The 13,746-nt window shown below is 67.4% G+C and carries 10 protein-coding genes; 1 reads left to right on the top strand and 9 read right to left on the bottom strand.

The annotated features are described in order from the left end of the window. Nucleotides 1-20: 20 nt before the first annotated feature. The 4 genes from C7H84_RS11625 to C7H84_RS11640 all read right to left on the bottom strand — a co-directional run bounded on the left by C7H84_RS11625 (nt 21) and on the right by C7H84_RS11640 (nt 2,963). Nucleotides 21-980, bottom strand: a complete 960-nt coding sequence (locus tag C7H84_RS11625; RefSeq protein ID WP_121858951.1) for an alpha/beta hydrolase — start codon at nt 978-980, stop codon at nt 21-23. 61 nt (nt 981-1,041) lie between these two features. After that, entirely contained in the window at nt 1,042-2,040 is a 999-nt protein-coding gene (locus tag C7H84_RS11630) for an NADP-dependent oxidoreductase (protein ID WP_121858952.1), read from the bottom strand. 132 nt (nt 2,041-2,172) lie between these two features. After that, entirely contained in the window at nt 2,173-2,652 is a 480-nt protein-coding gene (locus C7H84_RS11635) for a PaaI family thioesterase (RefSeq protein ID WP_121858953.1), read from the bottom strand. Next, nucleotides 2,649-2,963 carry a Dabb family protein gene (locus C7H84_RS11640; RefSeq protein ID WP_121858954.1) on the bottom strand — a complete coding sequence of 105 codons (315 nt, stop codon included), beginning with the start codon at nt 2,961-2,963 and terminating at the stop codon, nt 2,649-2,651. The genes C7H84_RS11635 and C7H84_RS11640 overlap by 4 nt, the downstream gene beginning before the upstream one ends. A gap of 842 nt (nt 2,964-3,805) precedes the next feature. Here C7H84_RS11640 and C7H84_RS11645 point away from each other — a divergent pair. Beyond that, complete coding sequence (locus C7H84_RS11645; RefSeq protein WP_121859039.1) at nt 3,806-5,947, top strand: hypothetical protein; 2,142 nt, start codon at nt 3,806-3,808, stop codon at nt 5,945-5,947. Between the two features lie 133 nt (nt 5,948-6,080). On the opposite strand, the gene C7H84_RS11650 is transcribed toward C7H84_RS11645, so the two are convergent. The 5 genes from C7H84_RS11650 to C7H84_RS11670 form a co-directional block, all read right to left on the bottom strand. Beyond that, the gene (locus C7H84_RS11650) at nt 6,081-7,481 is read right to left on the bottom strand and encodes a GGDEF domain-containing protein (protein WP_121858955.1); all 1,401 of its coding nucleotides are present in this window, start codon (nt 7,479-7,481) and stop codon (nt 6,081-6,083) included. Between the two features lie 311 nt (nt 7,482-7,792). After that, nucleotides 7,793-8,971: an acetyl-CoA C-acyltransferase gene (locus C7H84_RS11655; RefSeq protein WP_121858956.1), complete on the bottom strand. Its 1,179-nt coding sequence runs from the start codon at nt 8,969-8,971 to the stop codon at nt 7,793-7,795. A 42-nt stretch (nt 8,972-9,013) separates the two neighbouring features. Continuing rightward, nucleotides 9,014-9,646 (bottom strand): bifunctional nicotinamidase/pyrazinamidase, encoded by a 633-nt coding sequence (gene pncA, locus C7H84_RS11660; RefSeq protein WP_121858957.1) that lies wholly within the window; start codon nt 9,644-9,646, stop codon nt 9,014-9,016. Between the two features lie 44 nt (nt 9,647-9,690). Continuing rightward, nucleotides 9,691-11,775, bottom strand: coding sequence for a 3-hydroxyacyl-CoA dehydrogenase NAD-binding domain-containing protein (locus C7H84_RS11665; RefSeq protein ID WP_121858958.1), 2,085 nt, complete (start codon nt 11,773-11,775; stop codon nt 9,691-9,693). Nucleotides 11,776-11,955: 180 nt separating this feature from the next. Further along, entirely contained in the window at nt 11,956-13,599 is a 1,644-nt protein-coding gene (locus C7H84_RS11670) for a 3-(methylthio)propionyl-CoA ligase (protein ID WP_121858959.1), read from the bottom strand. Between the last annotated feature and the right edge of the window lie 147 nt (nt 13,600-13,746).

Consider the following 13,746-nt stretch of genomic DNA (forward strand, 5'->3'; position numbering starts at 1 on the left):
GGCGTCGGACGCCGCCGCCGTCAAATGTCGTCGAATGCGGCCTTGAGCGCCGCCACCGCGTCGGCATGCGCGGCCCGCACCTCGGGCACGTAGCCGCCCATCTTGAAGAACTCGTGGATCATCCCCGGATAGCAGACGAGCGTGACCGCATTGCCGGCCCCGCGCAGCTTGGCCGCATAGGCGGCGCCCTCGTCGCTCAGCGGGTCGTATTCGGCCGTCGCGATCCACGCCGGCGCGACCCCGGCGAACGACGGTGCGCCGCGCGTGCCGTCGAGTGGCGCGAAACGCCAGTCGTCGCGGTCGGATCGATCGCGCACGTATTGCGTGAAGAACCACTGGATCGTGTCCTGCGTCAGCAGGTAGCCGTTCGCGAGCCGTGCGTGCGATTCGGTGTGCTGATGCCCCGTCACGCCCGGATAGATCAGCATCTGCAGCGCAAGATCGATGCCCGCGTCGCGCGCGAGCACCGCGCAGACGGTCGCGAGCGTGCCGCCCGCGCTGTCGCCGCCGACCGCGAGGCGCGCGGCGTCGATCCCGAATGCGGCGGCCTCGCGATGCAGCCAGCGCAATGCGTCGTCGGCGTCGTTCACCGCGGTCGGAAACCTGTGTTCGGGCGCGAGCCTGTAGTCGACCGACAGTACCGCGCACCACGCGTCGCGCGCGAGCATCCGGCACAGCGCGTCGTGCGTATCGACGCTGCCGACCGTGAAGCCGCCGCCGTGGTAATAGACGAGCGCCGGCAGCGGTTCGGCGAGGCTCGGCTCGACCGGCAGGTACAAGCGCGCGCCGATCGTGCGGCCGTCGCGCGTCGGCACGACGCAGGCTTCGACCGAATGCATCGGCGCCGGTGCGACGTCGAGGATCGGCGCGCTCTTCTCGTACGCGGCGCGCGCCTGCTGCGGCGTCTGATGGTGATAGGACGGGCGTTTCGCGCGCTCGACCATGTCGAGCACCTGGGCGATCTTCGGATTCAGCGGCATCGGTGAGGACGGCGCGTACGGCGCCGTGAGCGGACAAGCGTCACATGATGCCATGCGCGGCTCAGACGAGCTGCACGAGCTGCTTGCCGAAATTGTGGCCCTTCAGCAGTCCGAGGAACGCCTCTGGCGCGCGCTCGAGCCCGTGGGCGATCGTCTCGCGGTAATGCAGCTGCTTCGCCGCGACGAGTTCGCTCAATTCGGCCAGCGCGGGCGGCCATGCGTCGGGGTGCTCGAACACGATGAAGCCCCGCATCGTCAGCCGCGAGCGCAGGATCAGGCCCGGGTTCGCGAGCGGCACGGGCTCGCCGTCGTAGCCGGCGATCATTCCGCACACGGCAATCCGGCCGAACGCGTTCATCCGCGCCATCGTGGTGTCGAGCACCGCGCCGCCGACGTTCTCGAAGCAACCGTCGACGCCGTCCGGCGTCGCGGCGGCCAGGTCGTCGGCCAGCCGGCCGGCCTTGTAGTCGACGCATGCGTCGAAGCCGAGCGTGTCGACCACGTAGCGGCATTTGTCGGGGCCGCCGGCGATGCCGACCGCGCGGCATCCGGCGCGCTTCGCCAGTTGGCCGACGACGCTGCCGACCGCGCCGCTCGCCGCGCTAACGACCACCGTTTCACCGGCCTTCGGCGCGATGATCCGGTTCAGCCCGACCCAGGCCGTCACGCCCGGCATGCCGGTCACGCCAAGCCAGGCCGACAGCGGCACGCGCGACGTGTCGACCTTGCGCAGCCCGCTGCCGTCCGACGTGCCGTATTCCTGCCAGCCGAACTGGCCGACCACGTGCTCGCCCACCGCGAAATCCGGATGCCGCGACTCGACCACTTCGCCCGCCGTGCCGCCGATCATCACCTCGTTCAACGGCTGCGGCGCCGCGTACGACTTCGCGTCGTTCATGCGCCCGCGCATGTACGGATCGAGCGACAGGAAGTGGTTGCGCACCCGCAGTTCGCCGTCGGCGAGCGGCACGAGCGGCGTTTCGACGAGCCGGAAGTTGTCGGTGCTCGCGGCGCGTTGCGGGCGCGACACGAGCAGGATCTGGCGGTTGACCGTGTTCATTGCTGGCTCCTTGACTGCGTTTGCACCGTGTCGTCGTGCGGGGCGTCGTCTATTGCGTCGCCCCGTTGCGAATCCGTGCCGCAAAACAAAACGGCCCTGCCGTCGATCAGGCAGGGCCGTGCGTCCGAGCGCTTACGCGTCGCTCGGGCCGGGCTGGGCATCCGGCGCCGTGCGCGTGCGTTGCCGCTTGATGTCGCGGCCCACCGCGAGCCGCCGCATGTATTTGAACGTGCCGAGCGCCTTCGCGACGAAGTTGCCGTCGCTGTCGCGCACTTCGCCTTCGCAGTACGCCATCGTCGTCGAACGATGCATCACGCGGCCGTACGCGCGCAGTTCGCCGCGCCCCGGCTGCATGAAGTTCACCTTCATCTCGACCGTGACGACGCCGACGCCGTCGTCGGTCAGGCTGCGCGCCGCCATCGCGAGCGCGATGTCGGACAGCGTCATCGTCACGCCGCCGTGCGCGATGCTCCACGTGTTCATGTGCCGCTCGTCGAGCGGCAGCACGATCTCGCTCGCGCCGTCCTTCGCGGAGACCAGCCGCACGCCGAGCAGATCGACGAACGGGCTTTCGATCGACGGGCCGTCCGTCGGGGGTGTCGCGTCGCTCATCGTGCGCTGTCGGACAGGTAGTCGACGCACTGGCGCGATTCGGCCACCGCCACGATGAATTTCTTCACCTCCTGGTGAACCGGGTGCACCTGATATGCATCGAGCGCCGCCTGGTCCGTGAAGTCGGACACGAGCACGACGTCCGACGTGGCCTCGAGGCCCGGCGTCGCGATGCCGACGTCGAGCTGCAGGATGCCCGGCACGAGGTCGCGGCAGCCTTCGAGCTTTTCCTTCAGCTTCAGCGCGTTCTGCGCGCGTGTGCCGCCTTCTGCCGATTCTTTCAGCTTCCACATGACGATATGTCTGATCACTTCCGTTGCTCCTGTCCGTTGGGTGAGCCGCCCGCGCGGCGGGCGACGCACCCTGTCTGTTATCGGTCTGCGCTGCTTGCCCGCGAATGCGGGCGGGCCGGGACGAAACGGGTCGAGTAACAAGGATCGTCCGGCCTTTTCGGCGACGATACGCGATTTCGCACCGCATCGATATTCGACCGCGCGGCCCGGCAAAACGGCGGCAGGCCCCAAGCCTACCAAACTTGACGGTAACGATGGGTCAATCATGCAATGGGCGCGCGTGTGCACGGCCAGTCACGGGAACGCGCATTGCTCGGACGAATCGCACCGTTTCGCATGCACAATCGCGATGCGTCTCGACATGGCCGATTAATCGCCGGCTTGAACGGATATCACGACCCACTCGAATCGATCCTTATCCGGATTCATTATCCAAGCCGCTTCAATTGCACGTTTTACCGACCCGTCGAGTAATAATTACGATTGCACGTCGAATAAAACATTCGCAAACAGATCAAACATTATTGACATTGCCTTTCATCGAAATCTAGAATCCCCTTCAACGTCTTTCGTCTGATTTTATAGTTGCGCATCGACGTAGTCCTGCGCCAGCGCGAAAACATTCGCCATCGACTCCACCCGTATCGCGACGGATGGCGGAATCTAATTGCTTCCTCATTACCGAATTAATCGTCGATCCAAATAACGCCGCTCAATTCGCCCCGGCGAGCATCACGACACGATTAATTGCAGGCATTTCCCCAATGCCCGCGACGCAGAACCAACCAAGCCGATCAAGCCGTCCGCATATTCAAGCATTCCGATAAAAAATCGCAGTCATCAGGAGGGTCGTCATGAGCATGCATGGGTACGCGAAGTCGTTGTGTGTCGGATTCGTCTGCGCCGGTCTGCTGGCCGCGTGCAACGACGACGACGTCCAGTCGAACAGTCCCCCTTCGAACACGCCCGCCCTGTCGTTCCGCATGGACACCGGCGGCCAGATCAATGCGTTCTACCGTCAGGACAAGGTCGCCGCACACCTGCTGGTGCGCTCGTCGACGAAACCGCGTCTGCTCGTGGTATTCCCGGCCGGCAACAGCGGCACCGGCCTGTGGTTCGACGATACCGCGCAGCCGGTCAACTGGAGCCTCGACACGCCGCCGGCCGCGCTGTCGGCCCCCGACACGCACGGCCGTCCGCTGTACGGCATCGGCGCCGACGTGTCGGTCGACACCGACACGCTGACGATCCGCCAGGGCCTGCTCAGCAACGTGCGCTTCCTGCGCGACTTCAACGGCGGCGCGACGATTCCGCCGGAGATCGTCACCGCGCCGACGATCCAGGGCAGCACCGCGCAATGGCAGCGCGACCGGATCGACGGCGCTCCCGGCTACGCGCTGCGCATCACGCTGCGCGACGGCGGCGGCATCGCGACGGCCGCCGGCGGCAAGCTGGTACTGCGCGCGGCGGCCGGCTCGCGCACGCTGAAGCTGCACGTCGATGCGCTGTCGGGCGAGACGCCGTTGTCGCCGATCACACGCACCGACCTGCTCACGTCGGCCGCGAACCCCGATCCGGTCAGCCAGAACGTGCTCGAATTCCTGAGCTTCCACGACAAGCTGCTGGCCGGCTCGTGGCAGTACGACACGTACTTCGGCCGCGACACGCTGATCTCGGTGCGCATGCTGATGCCGGTGCTCGAGCCTGCGACGATCGAGGCCGGCCTGACGTCGGTGCTGACCCGCCTGTCGAGCGACGGCAAGGTCGCGCACGAGGAAGGCATCGGCGAATTCGCGCTGGTCGACAACGCGAAGAACGGCCGGCCCAACGATGCGACGCCGACCTACGACTACAAGATGATCGACAGCGACTACCTGCTCGCGCCGATCGCGGCGGCGTGGCTGATCGACGACACACGCGGCCAGGCGCGCGCGGCCGCCTATCTCGCGCAACGCGGCAGCGACGGCCGGACGAACGGCAGCCGGCTCGTCGTCAACCTGCTGCACGTCGCCGCGACCGCGCAGCCGTTCGCGCAGCAGCCGTCGGTCGCGAACCTGATCCACCTGCGGCCCGGCGAGATCGTCGGCAACTGGCGCGACAGCACCGACGGCCTCGGCGGCGGCGTCTATCCGTACGACGTCAATGCGGTGCTCGTGCCGGCCGCGCTGCGCGCGGCGAACGCGTTCCTCACGCGCGGCCTGCTCGACCCGTACCTCGACGCCGCGCAACGCACGACGCTCGCGAATACGGCGACCCAGGCAGCCATCTGGGAGCAGCAGGCCCCGCCGCTGTTTCAGGTGAGCGTGCCGGCCGCGCAGGCGGCGACCGGCGTGTCGACCTATGCGCCGTCCGCCGGCGTGCCGGCCGGCACCGCGCCGAGCGCACCGCTGACGTTCTACGCGTTGTCGCTCGACCAGCAGGGCACGCCGATCCCGGTGATGAATTCCGATGGCGGCTTCGCGCTGCTGTTCGGCACGCCGCCGGACGACGCACTCCAGCGCATCGTCGCGGACGTCACGCGGCCCTTCCCGACCGGGCTCGTCACCGACGTCGGGATGCTGATCGCGAACCCGGCGTATGCGAGCCAGGCGCTGTGGCCCAAGTTCACGAGTTCCGCGTATCACGGCACGGTCATCTGGTCGTGGCAGCAGGCGATGTGGGTTGCCGGGCTCGATCGCCAGCTCGCGCGCCAGGATCTGTCGGCCACGACGCGCACGCTGCTCACGCAAGCGCGCCAGACGATCTGGCAGGCGATCTCGAACGGACGCGACATGCGCACGTCGGAAATGTGGACGTGGTCGTACGTGAACGGCCAGTACCAGACCGACGCATTCGGCACGCGCAGTGCGGATGCGACGGAGGCCAACGCGGCGCAGCTGTGGAGTACGACGTATCTTGCGATCCGCGATCCGCAACTGCGCGCCGGCAAGTACTGGTGGCAGGCGTCGCAGCGGATGGAGGACACGCAACCGCCAAGCACGGCGGCCATTGCGGCGCGCTAGTCACGCGCCGGCGAAAAAAAAGAAAGCCCCGCACCCAAATTCGTGTGCGGGGCTTCATTCGGATCCTCGGCGAAACGGATTTACGCCGCGTCGTGCGTACGCGCCATGTCGCAGAATCAGCGGCGGTCGCTCGTCAGTGCGCGACCACGCGATTGCGTCCGTCGCGTTTCGCCTGATACAACCGTGCGTCGACCGCACGCAGCAACGCATCGACCGTACCGCCGTCGATCCCGTACTGCGCGACGCCGACGCTGACCGTCACCTGCACGCGCTTGAAATCCAGCCCGAACGGCGCGCTCGCGATCGACGAACGCACGCGCTCGGCCGTCATGCGCGCGCCTTCGAGCGGCATCTCCGGCAACAGCGCCATGAACTCCTCGCCGCCGACCCGCGCGAGCGCGCCCGCCGGCCGAATCGCTTCGAGACACTGGCGCACGACGCCGCGCAGCACCTCGTCGCCGATCTGATGCCCATACGCGTCGTTGATGTTCTTGAAGTTGTCGAGGTCGAGCGCGAGCAGGCAGAACGGCGTGCCGTCGCGCTCCGCACGCACGATCTCACGCTCGACCAGCGCGATGAACTGACGGCGGTTCGATGCGCCCGTCATCGGATCGGTCGCGGCCATGTACTCGAGTTTCTGGTTCGTGCGGCGCAGCTCCTGCAGCGCGCTCTCGGTGCGTGCCATCGATTCCGACAGCCGGCTCATCAGGTCTTCCTGGCGGTAGATCGCGGAGAACGAACGCGTCGTCTGCAGCGCCTGCACGACGCCATAGCTCAGCAGGAAGAAGCCGCCCGCGAAGATCGCGTGTGCGAGCCACCACATGTGATTCCAGGGCTTGCCGAGCATGAACGCGACCGACGACAACGCGAACGCCATGATCGACACACCGTAGATCATCATCAGCGGCGAGCGGATGCGCCGCGCGAGCAGCACGCCGACGTTCAGCAGCGAGAACACGAGCGCGCCGCCTTCCATCGACGTCCGCGTGGCGTATGCGCCGGCGATCGGCGAATACGCGATGTAGGCGACCACCACGTTGATGACCAGGAACATCACGATCCACGGCAGCCAGGTGCGCACGCGCGTGCGCTTCTCGACGCGATCGGGCTGCTGCGAATACGACAGCAGGCCCGTCAGCAGCAGGATCGACATCACGAGGCGCGACGCGGGCCCGTACAGCAGGAACAGCCAGATGTTGTGATGCGCCATCCCGGTGAAGAGGCCGTGCATCGCGTAGATCATCGCGAAGCCGAGAAAGCCGAGTGTCAGCCAGCGCAGCAGCGGCTCACCGGACGACCGGTAGCACACCCAGGTCACGTAGGTGACGAACGCGCCTTCGAGGGTCGCGGCCGCGATCGCGATTTCATGGAATGCGTGGCTCTCGAACACGACGTGCGGGTCGCTGAAGAACCACAGATAGGCGATCAGATAGGCCGGCAGCAATGCGAATCCGACCAGCAGGCACTTTGCGTAGAACTTCGCGGCCGCGCTGACGACGCGCGGCGGCTCCCCGGCTGCATAGATCGTGCTCAATTCGGTCCCCGTTCGGTCAGCTGCTCGTTTCGAACGTTCACGGTGCCGTACACGCGCGATGTATCGTCGGTGCCGGCTACCGGAAACGCGTTGCATGCATTGGTGCGCTGCACGCGCCGCCCCATCCCGCCGAAAGGCAAATGTCAGAGCAAGTATAGGTGCCGGAATTCGTTTGACAAGTAAGGGGAAACGGCAGCATTGAACGCCCGGCCATTATTTCACGTCCCTTACGAATCGCCTCCGGACGCCGCCGATTCGCGCCGCGGGCGGCGCGTCCGTCCCGCCAAGCGGCGCCCGCCCCCGCAAAACCGTCAAACGATTTCGAACAGGCCGGCAGCGCCCTGGCCGCCGCCGATGCACATCGTGACGACCACGTATTTCACGCCGCGCCGCTTGCCTTCGATCAACGCATGGCCGGTCAGGCGCGCGCCCGACACGCCGTACGGATGACCGACCGCGATCGCGCCGCCGTTCACGTTCAGACGGTCGTGAGGGATGCCGAGCGTATCGCGGCAGTACAGTACCTGCACCGCGAACGCTTCGTTCAGTTCCCACAGCCCGATGTCGTCGACCTTCAGCCCCGCCTGCTTCAGCAGTTTCGGCACAGCGAACACCGGGCCGATGCCCATTTCGTCCGGCTCGCAACCGGCGACCGCGAAGCCGCGGAACACGCCGAGCGGCTGCAGCCCTTCGCGCTGCGCGACATCGGCGTTCATCACCACACACGCCGACGCACCATCCGAAAACTGGCTCGCATTGCCTGCCGTGATCACGCCGCCCGGCACGGCCGAGCGGATCTTCGACACGCCTTCGAGCGTCGTGTCGGGCCGGATGCCTTCGTCGGCCGACACCGTCACGTCCTGCGTGAAGAGCCGCCCCGTCGCCTTGTCGGCGATGCCCGCACGCACGGTGATCGGCACGATCTCGTCGTTGAAGCGCCCGGCTTCCTGCGCGGCCGCCGCCCGCAGTTGCGACTGCACGCCGTATTCGTCCTGCCGCTCCTTCGCGATGCCGTAGCGCTTCGCGACGTTCTCGGCCGTCTGCAGCATGTTCCAGTAGATCTCTGGCTTGTGCTCGACGAGCCAGCCTTCCTGGAGCATATGCCGGTTCATCTCGTTCTGCACGCACGAAATCGATTCGACGCCGCCCGCGACATACACGTCGCCTTCGCCCGCGATGATTCGCTGCGCGGCGAGCGCGATCGTCTGCAGCCCGGAAGAGCAGAAACGGTTCACCGTCATTCCCGGCACGCTGACCGGCAGCCCGGCGCGCAGCGCGATCTGCCGCGCGATGTTCGCACCGGTCGCGCCTTCGGGGTTCGCGCAGCCCATGATCACGTCCTCGATGCGCGCGGGGTCGAGCTTCGCGCGTTCGAGCGCGGCGGCGACCACGTGGCCGCCGAGCGTCGCGCCGTGCGTCATGTTGAAGGCGCCGCGCCACGATTTCGCGAGCGGCGTGCGTGCGGTCGATACGATTACGGCTTCGGTCATGCGAGTCTCCTTCGGTCCTGCTTCATGTCGGATGGGAATGCGCTACGCCGTCGGGCGCGCGCCCGCGGACGTCACATGTGCGACGCCCGCCGCCTGCATCTGTTGCCATGCGTGCGCGAGCGACCCGTCGAGGTCGATCGCACGGCACGCATCGTTGATCACCGCGGCCTCGAAGCCCGCCGCGCGCGCATCGAGCGCGGACCACGCGACGCAATAGTCGGTCGCGAGCCCGCAGCACCACACGCGCTTCGCGCCGAGCTCGCGCAGATAGCCGGCGAGCCCCGTGCGCGTCGTGCGGTCGGCTTCGACGAATGCCGAATAGCTGTCGACCTGCGCGTCGCCGCCCTTGCGGATCACGAGCCGCGCATGCGGGATGTCGAGGTCGCGATGCAGCGCCGCGCCTTCGGTGTCCTGCACGCAATGCACGGGCCACAGCACCTGCTCGCCGTACGGCAGCGCGAGCGTCGAGAACGGTTCGCGCCCCGCGTGATTCGCCGCGAACGACACGTGGTCGCGCGGGTGCCAGTCCTGCGTCAGCACGACGTGGTCGAAGCGTTGCGCGAGCGCGTTGATCACCGGCACGACCCCGTCGCCGTCCGGCACCGCGAGCGCGCCGCCCGGCATGAAGTCGTACTGCACGTCGATCACGAGCAATACGTCGTCGGTGCGTTTCATTGCGTTTCTCCTTGCGGGTGCGGTCGTGCGTTCATGCGCGGCCGTCAGCCGTTGAAGCCGCGCCCGGCTTTCGCCAGTTCGGCGATCGACGGCGCGAGCTGCCACGCGTCGCCGTTCGGTGCGGCCGCATAGCGGCGGATCGCCCGCTCGACGTTGTAGAGGCCGACCGTGTCCGCGTAGAGCATCGGGCCGCCGCGCCACAGCGGGAAGCCGTAACCGGTCAGATAGACCATGTCGATGTCGGACGCCTTCGATGCGATCTTTTCCTCGAGGATCTTCGCGCCTTCATTGACGAGCGCGAACACGAGCCGCTCGACGATCTCGTCGTCGCCGATCTTGCGCCGCTCGACGCCGCGCTCCTTCGAGTACGCAACGACCATCTCGTCGACGAGTGCCGACGGTTTCGCTTTGCGCTCGCCCGGCACGTAGTCGTACCAGCCGCCGCCCGTCTTCTGGCCGAAGCGGCCCTGCTCGCACAGGCGGTCGGCGATCTTCGAGTAATGCAGATCGGGCTGCTCGACATAGCGGCGCTTGCGGATCGCCCAGCCGATGTCGTTGCCGGCGAGGTCGCTCATCCGGAATGGCCCCATCGCGAAACCGAACTTCTCGATCGCGCGATCGACCTGCGCGGGCAGCGCGCCTTCCTCGAGCATGAAGAGCGCCTGGCGGATGTACTGCTCGATCATCCGGTTGCCGATGAAGCCGTCGCACACGCCCGACACCACCGCCGTCTTGCGGATCTTCTTGGCCACCGCCATCACGGTCGCGAGCACGTCCTTCGCGGTCCGCGCGCCGCGCACGACCTCGAGCAGCTTCATCACGTTCGCGGGGCTGAAGAAGTGCATGCCGACCACGTCCTGCGGACGCTTCGTGAACGCGGCGATCTTGTCGACATCGAGCGTCGACGTGTTCGACGCGAGGATCGCACCGGGCTTCGCCACCGCGTCGAGCTGGCCGAACACCTGTTCCTTCACGCCGAGTTCCTCGAACACGGCCTCGATGATCAGGTCCGCATCCTTCAGGTCGTCGTAGGACAGCGTCGGCGTGATCAGCGCCATGCGCGCGTCGAGCTTCTGCTGCGTGAGCTTGCCCTTCTTCACCTGCGCGTCGTAGTTCTTGCGGATCGTGGCGAGCCCGCGGTCGAGCGCGTCCTGCTTCGTCTCGAGCAGCGTGACGGGCAGGCCCGCGTTGATGAAGTTCATCGCGATCCCGCCGCCCATCGTGCCGGCGCCGATCACGCCGACGCGACGAATCTCGCGCACCGGCGTGTCCGACGGCACGTCGGGAATCTTGCTCGCCGCGCGCTCGCCGAAGAACGCATGCCGCAGCGCGCGGCTTTCCGGCGTCATCAACAGCGCGACGAAGCCGTCGCGCTCGGCGATGCTGCCCTGGTCGAAGCCGTTCAGCACGCCGGCCTCGATCGCATCGATACACTTGTGCGGCGCCGGGAAATTCGGCGCGGCGGCCCGCGCGGAATTGCGCGCGAACTGGATGAAACCCGCGGCATTCTCGTGGACGATCTTGCGATCACGCACGCGCGGATGCGGCCCCTTCTGCGCGCCGACCTTGCGCGCAAACGCGACGGCCGCATCGAGCAGGTCGCCGTCGACCAGTTCGTCGAACAACCCGCTCTTCGCGAGCTGCTCCGACGGCACCGGCGCGCCCGATACGATCATGTTCAGCGCGGTTTCGAGGCCGACCGCGCGCGGCAGTCGCTGCGTGCCGCCCGCGCCCGGCAGCAGGCCGAGCTTCACTTCGGGCAGCGCGACCTGCGCGCCGGGTGCCGCGACGCGATAGTGCGCGCCGAGCGCGAGCTCGAGACCGCCGCCCATCACGACGCTGTGCAGCGCCGCGACGACCGGCTTCGCGCTCGTTTCCACCGCGCGGATCACGGTATGCAGCGTCGGCTCCTGCACGGCCTTCGGCGTATTGAATTCGGTGATGTCGGCGCCGCCCGAGAACGCGCGGCCCGCGCCCGTCAGCACGATCGCCGTGACCGACGCATCGTGCGCGGCGCGATCGAGCGCGTCCATGACGCCCTCGCGCGTCGACAGGCCAAGCCCGTTGACGGGCGGATTGTTGAGCGTGATGACGGCCACGCCGTCGCGAGTCGAGTAATCCACTGCCATCTGCCTGCCTCCATGCATCGCGCGCCGGGGTGGCTGCGCTTCATTGTGCGCGGTCGAACGGCCGCATGTCCGGATCGAACGGAGGCAGCATACAACGAAAAAGCACGGTCGTTCAATTTGAATTTTTCCCGATCCGGGGGACGGATCGGGCGACGTGCGGCGGACCGTTGCCGGCCCGGCTTACGGCGCACAGACCGCCGTGGGCAGCACGTAGTCGCGGAACGTCTCGCGCAGCTTCAGCTTCTGCAGCTTGCCGGTCGCGGTGTGCGGCAGCGATTCGACGAACACGACGTCGTCGGGCACCCACCACTTCGCGACCTTGCCTTCGTAGAACGCGAGGAGCGCGTCGCGCGTCAGGTTCGCGCCTTCGCGCGGCACCACGACGAGCAGCGGCCGCTCGGTCCATTTCGGGTGCGCGCACGCGATGCACGCGGCTTCGGCGACGCCCGGATGCGCGATCGCGACGTTTTCGATGTCGATCGAGCTGATCCACTCGCCGCCCGACTTGATCACGTCCTTGCTGCGGTCGGTGATCTGCAGGAAGCCGTCGGGGTCGATCGTCGCGACGTCGCCGGTCGGGAACCAGCCGTCCGACAGCGGCGACGTATCGCTGCCGAAGTAGTGATCGATCACCCACGGCCCGCGCACCTGCAACTCGCCGAACGCGACGCCGTCCCACGGCAACTCGTGCCCGTCGTCGCCCACGATGCGCATGTCGACGCCGCAGATCACGCGCCCCTGCTTCTCCAGCAGGCGGCGCTGCGCGTCGAGCGGCCGCTGCGACTGCGCCCAGTTCAGCTTCGCGAGCGTGCCGAGCGGCGACAGCTCGGTCATCCCCCACGCATGGATCACGCGCACGCCGTATTCGTCCTCGAACGTGCGCAGCATCGCGGGCGGACACGCGGACCCGCCGATCACCGTGCGGTTCAGCGTCGAGAAGCGCACGCCGGCCTCGCGCATATAGTTCAGCAACCCGAGCCACACGGTCGGCACGCCCGCGGAGAAGGTCACGCGTTCGGCCTCCATCAGCTCGTACAGCGACTTGCCGTCGAGGTCCTTGCCGGGCAGCACGAGCTTGCCGCCGGTGAGCGGCACCGCGTACGGCAGCCCCCACGCGTTCACATGAAACATCGGCACGACCGGCAGCACCGCGTCGAGCGCCGACAGGTTCATCGCATCGGGCAGCGCGGCGCCGTACGCGTGCAGCACCGTCGAGCGATGCGAATACAGCACGCCCTTCGGATTGCCGGTCGTGCCCGACGTGTAGCAAAGACCGGACGCCTGCCGTTCGTCGAGGCGCGGCCAGTCGTAGCGGCCGTCCTCGGCGTCGACGAGCGTTTCGTAGCACAGGTACGGCGTCGCGCCGGACGGCAGGTGCGCGGCGTCGGTCATCGCGATCCAGCCCTTCACGTGCGGGCACTGCGGCGCGAGCGCATCGACGAGCGGCGCGAAATTGATGTCGAAGAAGACGTAGCGGTCTTCCGCGTGATTGACGATGTAGGCGATCTGCTCGGGAAAGAGGCGCGGGTTGATGGTATGGCACACGGCGCCCATCCCGCCAATCCCGTAATAGGCTTCCAGATGCCGGTAGCCGTTCCAGGCCAGCGTGCCAACGCGGTCTCCCGTTTCGACGCCGAGCCGTGCGAGCGCCTGTGCGAGCCGCTTGGCGCGCTGCTCGCAGTCGCGGTACGTGTAGCGATGCAGGTCGCCTTCCACGCGCTTCGACACGATCTCCGTGTCGCCGGCATAACGCGCGGCATGCGCGATCAGCGACGACACCAGCAACGGCATGTCCATCATCTGGCCCAGCAACGGCTTACCCATCGTCTTGTTCTCCCTGAAGGACGCGAATCGGTGACCAGCCTCGCAGCGATGCGCCGGCTTGCGGCCCGTCCACGGCCAGGACGGGCGCGGCGCGCCGCGTGCGGGCCGCCATGCGGGCGGCGCGGCGCCGTCTTACAATATCGGCTT

This window comes from Burkholderia sp. Nafp2/4-1b (genome assembly GCF_003635165.1).
Taxonomy (GTDB): domain Bacteria; phylum Pseudomonadota; class Gammaproteobacteria; order Burkholderiales; family Burkholderiaceae; genus Burkholderia.